This is a genomic window from Acidovorax sp. ST3, assembly GCF_003231145.1.
In the GTDB taxonomy this organism is placed as follows: domain Bacteria; phylum Pseudomonadota; class Gammaproteobacteria; order Burkholderiales; family Burkholderiaceae_C; genus Acidovorax.
Genome location: NZ_QKVP01000004.1, coordinates 302480 through 314585, shown reverse-complemented (window position 1 = coordinate 314585; position 12106 = coordinate 302480). Strand labels below are relative to the sequence as shown.

The window sequence follows — 12106 nt, the reverse complement described above, 5'->3', positions numbered from 1 at the left end:
GGCCACTGTGGCTTCAGCGGCTGCGGTCGCAGGCAGCTTCCACCAACGCCGCCAGCTCACGCACATAGGCATCTTCAATGCTCAGTACCTCGCACTGCTGCATCAGTTGCTCCAGATAGTCCCGGTTGCTGCCAATGCGCCCGCAGGCGGTGGCAATGGTCGCGGCCGTGGCCTGCAGGGACAGGTCGCCCCGGTAATGGGTGTGGGCCGTGTTGGCGACCAGCACCAGCGCCTGCACCTCGCCTTGTGGCGTTGGCAACGGCAGCAGTTGCGGGCAGTAGGCACCCGTGATCATCTCGCGCCGCCACAACATGCGGGACTCGTCCTCCACCAGCGGTGCCGGAATGCGGAATGCGAGGCCCTCGCAGCCCACCTGACCAGCGTCGTTCGTGCGCTGCAAGGTCAGCACCAGGCCTGGGCAATCGGGCGTGCCCCGGCCGATGGTGGTGCTCAGCGCAAAGCGGCGTGCAAACCCGGGCAGGCAGGCGCGGCGCACTTCGCCAAAGTGAAAGCCCGGGTTCCACATCAGCGAGCCATAGGCAAACACCCACAGATCCTTCTGCTGTGCCGTGATGGTGGAAAGCACCTCGTGGCGGGATTGCTCGACCTTGTGGTCTGGCAAGCGCCAGTGGGCGGGCAGGCCCTGGCAGCGCGCCTGGGCGTCCCATTCGGCCAGCACCTCATCGGTAAGGCGCAGGCCCGAGGCATGGGCGGGGGTCAGCCGGCCTTGCAGTTCGGGCAGGTGGAGGAAGGCGTTGTCGGGGGTCATGGGGGGCAGTTCCGTGCGCTGGTGGAGCGTCAGGCGTCTTAACGCCGCGCCAGGTCAAACACCAGCACCTCGGCGTCGTGGCCGTCGTGCAGGGTCAGCGTGGTTTCGCCGTCCAGCAAGGCGCCATCGCCACCAGACAGTGCGATGCCGTTGACTTGCAGCGCGCCCCGCGCCACGTGCACATAGGCCAGGCGTTCAGGGTTCAGCACTTGGGTGGCAGTTTCGCTGCCGTCCAGCAGGCCTGACCAGATGGAGGCATCGGCGTTCATGCTCACTGAGCCGTCCTCTCCCCGGCGCGATGCAATGCGCACCAGGCGGCCCCGCCGGTCTGCGGGCGGGAAGTGCTTTTGCGCGTAGCTGGGCCGGATGCCGGTGAACAGGGGCTTGATCCAGATCTGCAGGAAGTGGGTGGGCTGGTCAGGCAGCGCATTGAACTCGCTGTGCCGCACGCCCCAACCGGCGCTCATGCGCTGCACGTCGCCGGGGCGCAGGATGCCGGTGGGAGCTGTTGGTGGTGTATCGCCTCGAGCCCCGGAGGCCCCCGGGCCGCCAGCGCGTTCGTGCAGGTTGTCCTGGTGGGCGAGGGCGCCGTCGAGCACATAGCTCACGATCTCCATGTCGCGGTGCCCGTGTGTGCCAAAGCCTTTGCCAGGCGCCACCGTGTCGTCGTTGAGCACTAGCAGATTGCCATGGCCCTGGTGGCGCAGGTCAAAGTAGTCGCCAAACGAAAAGCTGTGGGCACTGTGCAGCCAGCCGGTGGAAGACCGGCCCCGTTCGGAGGAGGGACGGACGGTGATCATGGCCTTGTTGCTGGGGTGCCCGTCCCCGCGTCGCGCCGCAGGGGCCAGAGAGTGCGTGGAGCCGTGTAGGTGGTCGTCGCCATGGCGTCACTCTAAGGGCCGACGGGTTCGCCATCAATGGCTGGCGGCTCAACTCACTGTTCCGCGATTCAGTCCAATGCTGTGGGCCGGGGCGTTCACCCAGCACCGCTCCGTGCACAAGCGTGTGCGGTGCAGAAGGTTGGACCGCCGATCAGGCCAGCAGCAGGGCTGCCAGCATCAATGCACCGCCCACTGCCACCAGCGTCCATGAAGACTGCTGCTTCACAAACACAAAGCTGCTGGGGTCGTTGGGCATGTAGGCGATCTCGACCGGGCGATGGGCCTTGAATTCGGCCAGGATTTCTTCCGGGAAGCTGTGTTTCACCACCATTTGCTGGCCGCTGTCGGTCTTGTAGTGGAACTCGGCGGTGTACGTGGAAGAACCGCTTTTCTTGAACTCCGTGTACTGCGTGATGGGCTCCACCACGGCGTGTTTTCCGAGCTTGAGCGTTCTGGAAAGCTCAGACCGCTCCTGCATTCCAAAAGCAACGAACACGACCCCGGCGAGAACACCCGCGATTTTGAACAGCAGCTTGCCTTGTTGGCGTGATGGTTTCATACCCTCTCTCCCTCCGTTTTGGCGGGAGTGTAAGGGCTCTGCTTGAAGATAAGAAAGAGGCTGCCGGCGATGCAGTTGCGCTTGCTCTACCGCCCCACAAACTGCGGGCTCTGGCGCTGGTGAAACGCCTCCACCCCCGCGCGGAAGTCTTCGGTGCCCGCGCAGTGCACAAAGGCGTCTTTTTCAGCGGCCAGTTGCTCGGGCAGCGTGTGGTCCATCGACGCGCGCATCAGGCGCTTCATCGCACCGTAGGCCAGTGTGGGGCCGCTGGCCAGGCGCTGGGCGAGGGCGGTGGTGGCACTGTCCAGCTCGGCGCCGGGCACCACGCGGTTGACGAGGCCCAGGCGCAGCGCATCGTCCGCGGTGAAGGCCTCGCCCAGCAACGCAATCTCCAGCGCCTGGCGCACGCCCACGATACGCGGCAGCGCCCAAGATGCGCCCACGTCGCAGCTGGTGCCGAGGTTGATGTAGGCCAGGTTGAAGCGCGTGCCTTCGGCAGCGATCACGTAGTCGGCCATCAGCACCAGGCTCAAGCCTGCACCGGCGGCCGCGCCGTGCACCTGGGCGATGACCGGCGCGTTCATCTGCGCGAGCAACTGCAGGGCGGCATTGAGTGGCGTGAGGATGTCGATGGCGCCCTGCACCGGATCGGCGCGCAGCGTGGCCAGGTCGCCCCCGGCCATGAAGCCCCGGCCGCTGCCACACAGCACCACCGCACGCACGCCGGGGTCAGCGGCGATAGACTGCACAGCGGCGAGAAAAGCGTTAGCCATGGGCACATCGATGGCGTTGAGCGACTCGGGCCGGTTGAAGCGGAGCGTGGCGATGGCGCCGTTGCGCTCCAGCAGCAGGGGCGGCTGTGGAGAGGGCGCGGACGGTGCGGTAGCGGCTGCCGCAGGGTCTGTGGCGGTATTTTTCATGTCAAATCCGCTTCAAGCGCCAGTGGATATTGCGCTATCAGCTCCTGTTTTGATAGTGAATAGGTCCCAATGCGCTGAGCCCTGGGCTATTGGTACAGCGCCTCGATCTCGGCCGCATAGGTTTTGTAGATGCTTGCGCGGCGCACCTTCATCGTCGCGGTCACCTCGCCGTCGTCGTGGTCCAGCTCTTTGGTCAGCAGGTGGAACTTGCGAATCTGCGAGACCTGCGCGAGGCGCTGGTTGCCCTGGTTGATTTCGGCGTCGATGAGGCCACGCACCTCGGGGTGCTCCACCAGCGAGCGAAAGTGCGTGAACGGAATGCGCCGTGCCTCGGCCCACTTGCCCACGGTCTCGTAGTCGATCATCACCAGTGCGCCGACGAACTTGCGCGCCTCGGCCACGATGATGCATTCCTTGATGAAGGGGCTGCCCTTCATGGTGTTCTCGATCTCGGACGGTGTGAGGTTCTTGCCACCCGCCGTGATCATGATGTCCTTGAGGCGGTCCACGATCTGGATCTGGCCTTGCGATTCACGCACCACATCGCCGGTGTGCAGCCAGCCGTCGATGATGCTGCTGGCCGTGGCCTCGGGGTTCTTGTAGTAACCCGCAAACACCATGTCGCCTCGCAATTGCAGCTCGCCGTTGTCCGCAATGCGGTGCTCCACGCCCAGCGTGGGCACGCCGACGGTGCCCACCACCACATGATCGAGCCGGTGGCCCGTGACCATACCGGTCGATTCCGTCAGGCCATACACCTCGATGAGCGGCACGCCCAGCACGCGGAAGAAGCGCACCACGTCGGGCGGAATGGGCGCGGCGCCCGTGAGCGCCACATGGGCATTGCGCAGGCCGATAAAGTTCTGCAGCGCGCGGAACACCAGCCAGTAGCTGGCGGCAAAAGTCAGCTTGTCGGCAGCGCTCCAGGCACTGCGCGGCTTTTCGGCCAGCGGCTTGCATGCGTTGTAGGCCTTGTGGAACAGTGCGCGGCGCAGGCCACCGGTCTCTTGCAGCTTGATGTGGATGGCCGCGTGCAGCTTTTCCCAGATGCGCGGCACACCCAGGAACATGGTGGGCGCGACTTCGCGCAGGTCTTCCTGCACGGTGCGGATGGACTCGCCAAAGTTCACCTGCGAGCCGATGTACACCGGCACAAAGCTGGTCAGCATCTGCTCGGCCACATGGCACAGCGGCAGGTACGACAGGTGCGTGGTGCCTTGCGACAGTTCCAGTCGGTCCACGATGCCGGGCACCACGCCCCGGATGTTGCGGTACGAAATCATCGCGCCCTTGGGCTTGCCGGTGGAGCCCGAGGTGTAGATCATCAGGCCCACATCGTCGAGCCGCTGGCGCGCCAGCGCATCGTCGATGATGGCCTGTTGGCCCGACGCTGCGCCCAGCTGCTCGACCTCGTCAAAGGTGGTGATGAACTGCCGCACTTCGGGCGAAAAGCTGCGCAGGCCCTTGGTCTCCATCACCACGATCTTTTTCAGGCGCGGCAGATCGGGCAGCGCGGCCAGCAGCTTGTCGGTCTGCTCTTGGTCTTCGCAGACCATGATCTCGATGTCGGCATGGCCGACCACATAGGCCACCTCGTTGGTGGGGCTGGTGGGGTACACACCCACGGTCACCGCGCCCACTAGGCCTGCGCCCATCTGGGCCAGCACCCATTCGATGCGATTCTCCGAAATCACGCCCACATGCCCACCTGCAGGCAGGCCCAGAGCGCGCAGCCCCAGGCCGAAGTGGCTGGCGCGCTGGTGGTACTGCGCCCAGGTGAAGGGCTTCCAGATGCCGAAGTCCTTTTGCCGGATGGCGATGCGCTGCGCGTCGGTGCGTGCGCGTTCGCGCAGCATCTGGGGCAGGGTGAGGTCGGGGAGTTTCATCATGTCAACGGTCCGATGCGCGTTGCGTCAACAGTGGCTTGTGATACTGGCGCGGCGCAGGCCAAGGCAGCCGTGCAAGGGCCGCCCCGCCGCACTGGCTGCGTCCCCCTTCCCGAATGGCGCAGCCATTCGAGAGAAGGGGGAGGGCGCGAAGCGCCTCAGGGGGATGTACTCTTATGACAGCCATCTTTTGCGGCGCTTGTAGTGCTTGATCTCTTTGAAGCTCTTGGCCTCGCCGCCACCGCCCATGCCCAGGTAGAACTCGCGCACATCGGGGTCGTTGGCCAGGCGCTCGGCCGTGCCGTCGATCACGATCTTGCCGTTCTCCATGATGTAGCCCCGGTGCGCCACGGCCAGGGCTATGGTGGCGTTCTGCTCCACCAGCAGCATGCTGGTGCCGCGCTCGGCATTGATGCGCGCGATGATGGTGAAGATGTCTTCGACGAGCTTGGGAGACAAGCCCAGCGAGGGCTCGTCAAGCAGGATGAGCTGGGGCTGCGCGATGAGCGCGCGGCCAATGGCCAGCATCTGCTGCTCACCGCCCGATAGATAACCGGCCAGGCCCTTGCGCCGCTCGTGCAGGCGCGGGAAGTAGCTGTAGACCAGATCAAAGTCCGGCGTCGCATCCTTGCGCCCCGTGAGCGCATAGGTCGCTGCCACCAGGTTCTCTTCGACCGTGAGGTCTTCGAACACGCGGCGGCCTTCCATCACATGGCTCAGGCCGTTGCGCACCAGCTGCTGCGGTGCGAGGGCCGCTGTAGGCTGGCCGTTGAAGTGGATGCTGCCGCTCTCGACCACGCCATCCTCCAGCGCCAGCAGGCCCGATATGGCCTTGAGCGTGGTGCTTTTGCCGGCCCCGTTGCTGCCCAGCAGCGCCACGATCTGCCCCCGCGGCACGGCCAGCGACAGGCCGCGCAGGGCCTGCACCACCTTGTTGTAGATGACCTCGATGTTGTTGACTTCGAGGACGTGGGCAGCTGCGGTTTCGTTCATGTGCATGGGTCGAACAACGCAACGGGTGTGGAGTCAGCGGTGGTTGTGATCGCAGGGCCTGGGCGCGGGGCACCGAGCAAGGGCCGCCCCGCAGCGAGGGTGCCGTCCCCCTTCCCGCAGCGCGCAGCGTTGCGAGAGAAGGGGGAAGCGGCGCAGCCGCTCAGGGGGATGGTCCGCATCAGAGCTTGATCCAGTCGGAGGCGGCGACCATCTTCTGGGCCTTCATGTCCGCGCGGTACACACGGCCCACGGGGATCGAGTTGCCACTGATGGTGATCGGCACACCAATCAGTCCGCCCGTGTCGAAGTCCTTGATGGAGTTGAGCGCGGCCTTGAGGTTGGCGCCGGTGAGTGGCTTGCCCGCATCCAGCGTGCGCTTGGCTGCCTCGGTGAACAGCATCGCGGCAAGGAAGCCCTGGATGTAGGCTGTGCTCTGGTACTCGGGCCGCATGGCACGGATCTTCTCCAGCATGGGCGCCTTCTCGGTGTCGTAGTAGTAGCGATACGGCATCACGCCCATAAAGCCGTCGGCGGCCTCGCCCATCTTCATGACGGTGGAGCTGTCCATGGTCCAGAACGTGCCCATCCACTTGCTGGTCATGCCCTGTTGCTTGCCCTGGGTGATGAACTCGGGGATGGGGGCGAGGATGTAGCCGTGGAAGATGGTGTAGTCCGGCGCTGCGCGGCGCAGCTTGATGACCTCGCCCGATACGTCCACGCTGCCGGCGGGCGTCATGATCTTGATCGGTACCGACAGGCCGAGCTTCTTGGCTTCGGCCTCGCTTTTCTCGATGGGGTCGCGGCCGAATTCCGAATCGGAATAGACGAAGGCTACCTTGGCGCCGGGCTTTTCCTTGGCGATGTGCTTGAGCAAGATGCCAAACATCTCGGTGTAGTCGGGGCCCACGAGGAACTGGTTGGGGTACTTCTTGGGGTCGTTGAGTTCGGTGGCAAACGACGCGCCCGCCATCAGGATGTTGCCGTTGCGGTCCAGCTCGGGGTTGATGGTCTTGGAGAAGCCCGTGGAGTCCCCGTAGTACAGGTTCACCTTGTTCTGGCTGGTGATCTTCTTGAACGCAGCCACCGACACATCGACCTTGTAGCCCGTGTCTTCAGGCACGTACTTGACCTTGCGGCCCTTGATGCCGCCCGCGTCGTTGAGCATCTTCACGTAGTCGCCCATGCCCGCGTTGATGCCGACCCCCGCAAACGCGAACACGCCGGTGAGCGGGATGGAGCCGCCGATCACGATCTCTTCGGCGCCTTGGGCCAGCACCGACAGCGGGCTGGTGAGGGCGGCGGCGCCAGCAGCTGCCAGCAGGGTGCGGCGGCGTGGGGAGGTGGGGGTGGGCTGCATGCGTGTCTCCTTGGGGGTTAGTTTCTGAAAGGCCAGAGATGGAAGAAACGACGGACGCGCCGCCACACTTCGGCCAGGCCATGGGGCTCGAAGACGAGAAAACCGATGATGAGCAGGCCAAAGATGACGGTGCGCACGGGCGAGAGGAACACGGTGAGTTCCGCACCCCCGGGCAGCAGGCCCACCACGAGCTTGAGCAGCTCGGGCACCATGGTCATGAACACCGCGCCCAGGATGCCGCCCAGAATGGATCCCATGCCGCCGACGATGATGGCCGCGAGGAAAAAGATGGACATCAGCAGCGGAAAGCTCTCGGGCGTGACCACGCGAAAGAAGTACGCCCACAGCCCGCCCGCTACCCCCGCATAGAACGACGACAGGCCAAACGACAGCAGCTTGTAGCGCAGCAGCGGTATGCCCAGCACCTCGGCCGAGATGTCGCGGTCGCGAATCGCGATGAACGCACGGCCCACGCGCGTGCGAAACAGGTTGGCCGCGCCCAGCAGCATGAGGAGGGTGACCGGCACGATGAGCCAGTACAGGCGGAACGAGGTGTCGAGCGCCATGCCAAACAGCTTGGCGGGTGGCACGCTCAGGCCCCCGGTGCCGCCAGTGAACTTCCAGTTGGCAAAGATGAAGTGCGCGATGAACGATGCGGCAATGGTGGCAATCGCCAGGTACAGCCCCTTCACGCGCAGCGAAGGGATGCCCACGACGATGCCGCCCAGCATGGCGACAAAGCCACCGGCCAGCAGGTTGAGCACAAAAGGCGTGCCCACCTTGGTTTCCAGCACGGCCACGGTGTAAGCCCCCAGGCCCATGAAGGCGGCCTGCCCCAGGCTGACCAGCCCCGTGTAGCCCGTGAGGATGTTGAGGCCCGTGGCGCTGGCCACGTTGATGCTGACCAGGCAGGCCAGGTACAGCCAGTAGTCGCTGGCCATGAACGGGAACAGCACCAGCAGCGCGGCGCCCACGGCCAGCCACACTTTTTGCGTGCGCGAGTCGAACAGTGCCGCGTCGGCGATGTAGGTTTCCTTGAGGGTTCCGATGCGCATGCTCTAGAGCCTTTCGATCTCGTGCGTGCCGAACAGACCGTAGGGCCGCACCAGCAGCACCGCGACCAGCACGATGAACGTGGCCAGCAGCTTGTATTCGCCACCCAGGTAGGCCCCGGCCAGCGCCTCGATCAGGCCGATGAGGATGCCGCCGACGAGCGCGCCCAGCACGCTGTCGAGCCCGCCCACGATGACGACCACCAGCACCGACAGCCCGAACACGCCCATGCTGGACGAGATGCCGCCAATCGAGCCGACGATGATCCCGGAGATGGCCGCCAGCATGGCCGAGGCCACCCAGGCCAGCGAGAACACACGCGGCACGTTGATGCCCACCGAATACGCGGCGGCCTGGTCGCTGGCCGTGGCACGCAGGGCCACGCCGCCGCGCCAGAAGCGGAACACCACCAGCACGGCCGCGATGAACACGATGGCAATCACGGCGCCCCAGAACACTTTGGGTGCGAGGAAGGCATCCCCCACCATGATGGGCTGCGTGGGCATGAACTCGGGCAGGCGGCGCTGGTCGGCGGTCCAGATCATCTCCACCAGGCCCACCAGCACCGAGGCCAGGCCCACCGTGACCATGAAGACGGAGATCGGCGGCTCGCCCAGCAGCGGGCGGATCATGGTGCGCTCGATCACCGCGCCCAGCAGGCCCGTGCCCAGCACGGCGGCCGGGATGGCCAGCCACAGCGGCAGCGCAAACATCGATGCAAAGGTGAAGAACAGGTAGGCGCCCACCATCAGCAGCTCGCCAATGGCGATGTTGACCACGCGGGTGGCCTTGTAGACCATGACGAAAGCCAGTGCGGCCAGCGCGTAGAGACCGCCACCGGCGATGCCGGTGAGGCTGATCTCAAACAGGTAGGCCCAGTCGAAGTTGCCGGTCATGCGGTGGTCACTCCCTGCAGCTTGGCGCGCAGGTCGCCCACGTCGCCCGCGCCCAGGTAGGCGCGGATGACCTCGGGGTCCGCCTGCACCTGCGCGGGCGTGCCCTGCGCGATGACCTGGCCGAAGTTGAGCACTACCACGTGGTCCGACAGGTCCATCACCATGCCCATGTCGTGCTCCACCATCAGCACAGTCACGCCCCACTCCTCGCGCACGTCGAGGATGAAGCGCGCCATGTCTTCGGTCTCTTCACGGTTCATGCCGGCCACGGGCTCGTCCAGCATCAGGATCTGCGGCTGCATGGCGAGCGCGCGGGCCATCTCCACGCGCTTTTGCAGACCGTAGGGCAGGGCCGAGACGGGTGCGTTGCGGATGTGGTCGATTTCGAGGAAGTCGATGATGCGCTCCTCGATGTCGCGGCGCAGTTCGGCCTCTTCGCGGCGCGCGCGGCCGAAGTACAGCAGCGCGTCGAGCACGTTGGTTTTGAGGTGCGCGTGGCGGCCCAGCTTGATGTTGTCGAGCACCGTCATGCCGCGAAACAGCGCGATGTTCTGAAAGCTGCGGCCCAGGCCCAGCTTGGCGCGCTGGGGCGCGGGCACGCGGGTGATGTCCTGCCCCTGAAAGCGGATCGAGCCCTGGCTGGGCCGGTAAAAGCCCGAGATGGTGTTGAACAGCGAGGTCTTGCCCGCACCGTTGGGGCCAATGACGGCGGTGATGGAGCCGGGCAACACGTCAAAGCCTACGCCGGTCAGCGCCTTCACGCCACCGAACGCCAAGGTAACGCCCTGCACCTGCAGCAGGGGCGTGGCAGCAGCGGGGCCGGAAGGGGTTGTCTCCATTGGCTTTCTAATACGGGTTGACTGCAGCTTTTGACAGAAATTTCGATGGAACCCAGCAGAAATTTCCTACTTGTGCGTAAACTGTTTACTCGCAAGTAGATTCTGGAAGCCGCGACCCTCATCAGCATCCGTACTTTCCCGAGGAACTGCCATCCATGCCCCACGCCAAAGTGGCACCCCGCCGCCGCAGCGCCACCGCCACCGCCGCAGCCCCGTCTTCGCCACCCGCTGCCAAGCGAGCCACGCCGGTCAAAGCGGCCAAGCGGGCCAAGGACACGCCCGCCCCGACCGCCGCGGCTTCTCCCTGGCCCCCGGTGTCACACCGCGAGCGCCAGCGCGAGGCCAAGCGCAATGCCGTGCTGCAGGCAGCGGCCCAGTTGTTCAATGAGCGGGGCTTTCACGCGACGTCGCTCGACGACATCGCCGCGCGCCTGAACGTGACCAAGCCCACGCTGTACTACTACGTGAAGAACAAGGACGAGATCCTGCTGCAGTGCGTGAGCAAGGGCCTCACGATGATGCTGGAGGGGATTGATGCCTCGCGCGCTGCGGGCGGCAAGGCCATTGACCAGCTCATGACCTGCATGCAGGTGTATGCGCGCATCGTCACCATGGACTTCGGCATGTGCCTGATCCGTGTGGGCGATGAGCAGCTGCCCCCCGAAAGCCGCAAGGAGCTGCGCCGCCTCAAGTCCGCCATCGACCAGGAGTTCCGCCGCCTCGTGGCCGAGGGTGTGGCCGAGGGATCGCTGCAGCCCTGCGACCCGAAGATGACGGCCTTTGTGATTGCCGGAGCGCTCAGCTGGATCGGCCGCTGGTACCAGCCCGATGGCGAATACACGCCCGAGCAGGTGGCGCAGCAGTGCATTGCGACGCTGTGTGAGGGGGTGCTGCGGCGGCCTGGGCAGACTCCGGTGTCAACCGCCGAGGCGGGGACTGCACCGGCGCTGCCAGCACGCCGAAAGGCCGCCGTTGGCAAAGCCAAACCCCCTGCGCGGTCGGCGGGCGCCTGAAGGGCTTGGCAGCGCAGGTTTCAAGCAAAAACTGCTCCAAGCGCTAGTGGAATATGCGCAAACAGCTATTGATTTGGTAGTGTTTTGCGCAAGGCCCGGGGGGCGTGTTGTTCTGCCTGCCCGGAGGCCAGATCGTCCAGGATGGGGCAGTCCGGCCGGTCGTTGCCCTGGCAGCAGGACACCAGCGTTTGCAGGCTGCGCTGCATGGCCTGCATCTGGGCGATGCGTTCGCTCAGGTCGTCAATATGCTGCTGCGCGATGCGCTTGACCTGGCTGCTGGCGCGGCTGCGGTCGTGCCACAGGCCCAGCAGTTCGGCGATTTCTTCCATCGAAAAGCCCAGGTCGCGGCTGCGGCGGATGAAGTGCAGGGCGTGCACGTCGGCCTCGGTGTACTGGCGGTAGCCGCTGTCGGTGCGCGCCACGCCGTTGATGAGGCCCAGCGATTCGTAGTGCCGCACCATGCGCGCCGAGATGCCTGCGCGCTTGGCAGCGACGCCGATGGGCACAGGCCAGGCGATGGGGCGGGGTGCTGCGGCCTTGGCGCGCGTGGTCGGCGCGGCATCTGGGGAATGGGGCGTGGTCATGGTGTGGCCCTCGCTGGGTGCGTGGTGGCGTGGCGCTCAGGCCGCGACGGTGTAGCCTTCTTCGGCAATGGCGGCGGCCAGGGCCTCGCGGGGGGCGGTGCTGTCCACGTCCACCTTGCCGCTGGCGCGGTCGATGCGCACCTGGGCGTCGGGATCTATCTGCTGCACGGCCTGGGTGACGGCGCGTTCGCAGTGGCCGCAGGTCATGCCCTGCACTTGGAAAGTCGTGGTGGTGGTTGCCATGGGGTGTCCTTGTTGGGTTTGGAAATGTGGCCGTGGATGCGACCGAAGCGAATGTTGAAGCTTGACATCGTGGCAGAGTCAAACACCGCTCAAGACACTCATGATGTGAGGGT

Annotated in this window: 13 protein-coding genes; 1 reads left to right on the top strand and 12 read right to left on the bottom strand. The window is 65.4% G+C overall.

The window, feature by feature from the left end; genetic code table 11:
• Positions 1-13: 13 nt before the first annotated feature.
• The 10 genes from DNK89_RS14155 to DNK89_RS14105 form a co-directional block, all read right to left on the bottom strand.
• Complete coding sequence (locus DNK89_RS14155) at positions 14-769, bottom strand: gamma-glutamylcyclotransferase (protein WP_110960618.1); 756 nt, start codon at positions 767-769, stop codon at positions 14-16.
• 38 nt (positions 770-807) lie between these two features.
• Positions 808-1569 (bottom strand): pirin family protein, encoded by a 762-nt coding sequence (locus DNK89_RS14150; protein ID WP_110960617.1) that lies wholly within the window; start codon positions 1567-1569, stop codon positions 808-810.
• Between the two features lie 232 nt (positions 1570-1801).
• On the bottom strand, positions 1802-2209 hold the full coding sequence (locus DNK89_RS14145; RefSeq protein ID WP_060987259.1) for a DUF3592 domain-containing protein: 408 nt from the start codon (positions 2207-2209) through the stop codon (positions 1802-1804).
• 86 nt (positions 2210-2295) lie between these two features.
• Entirely contained in the window at positions 2296-3129 is an 834-nt protein-coding gene (locus tag DNK89_RS14140; protein ID WP_238990817.1) for an enoyl-CoA hydratase/isomerase family protein, read from the bottom strand.
• 86 nt (positions 3130-3215) lie between these two features.
• Positions 3216-5018 carry a long-chain fatty acid--CoA ligase gene (locus DNK89_RS14135; RefSeq protein WP_110960616.1) on the bottom strand — a complete coding sequence of 601 codons (1803 nt, stop codon included), beginning with the start codon at positions 5016-5018 and terminating at the stop codon, positions 3216-3218.
• A gap of 171 nt (positions 5019-5189) precedes the next feature.
• Entirely contained in the window at positions 5190-6008 is an 819-nt protein-coding gene (locus DNK89_RS14125) for an ABC transporter ATP-binding protein (RefSeq protein WP_110960930.1), read from the bottom strand.
• A 178-nt stretch (positions 6009-6186) separates the two neighbouring features.
• A complete protein-coding gene (locus DNK89_RS14120) occupies positions 6187-7365 on the bottom strand; it encodes an ABC transporter substrate-binding protein (protein ID WP_110960614.1) in 1179 nt (392 codons plus the stop codon).
• A gap of 17 nt (positions 7366-7382) precedes the next feature.
• Positions 7383-8420, bottom strand: coding sequence for a branched-chain amino acid ABC transporter permease (locus tag DNK89_RS14115; protein WP_110960613.1), 1038 nt, complete (start codon positions 8418-8420; stop codon positions 7383-7385).
• A 3-nt stretch (positions 8421-8423) separates the two neighbouring features.
• Positions 8424-9314, bottom strand: a complete 891-nt coding sequence (locus tag DNK89_RS14110) for a branched-chain amino acid ABC transporter permease (RefSeq protein ID WP_110960612.1) — start codon at positions 9312-9314, stop codon at positions 8424-8426.
• Complete coding sequence (locus tag DNK89_RS14105; protein WP_110960611.1) at positions 9311-10153, bottom strand: ABC transporter ATP-binding protein; 843 nt, start codon at positions 10151-10153, stop codon at positions 9311-9313. Before DNK89_RS14105 ends, DNK89_RS14110 begins: the two co-directional genes overlap by 4 nt.
• A 155-nt stretch (positions 10154-10308) precedes the next feature.
• Here DNK89_RS14105 and DNK89_RS14100 point away from each other — a divergent pair, with 155 nt between their 5' ends.
• Positions 10309-11166, top strand: coding sequence for a TetR/AcrR family transcriptional regulator (locus DNK89_RS14100; RefSeq protein WP_238990816.1), 858 nt, complete (start codon positions 10309-10311; stop codon positions 11164-11166).
• Between the two features lie 65 nt (positions 11167-11231).
• On the opposite strand, the gene cueR is transcribed toward DNK89_RS14100, so the two are convergent.
• On the bottom strand, positions 11232-11750 hold the full coding sequence (gene cueR / locus DNK89_RS14095) for a Cu(I)-responsive transcriptional regulator (protein ID WP_203422278.1): 519 nt from the start codon (positions 11748-11750) through the stop codon (positions 11232-11234).
• A gap of 36 nt (positions 11751-11786) precedes the next feature.
• Positions 11787-11993: a heavy-metal-associated domain-containing protein gene (locus DNK89_RS14090; RefSeq protein WP_056056939.1), complete on the bottom strand. Its 207-nt coding sequence runs from the start codon at positions 11991-11993 to the stop codon at positions 11787-11789.
• Positions 11994-12106: the final 113 nt, after the last annotated feature.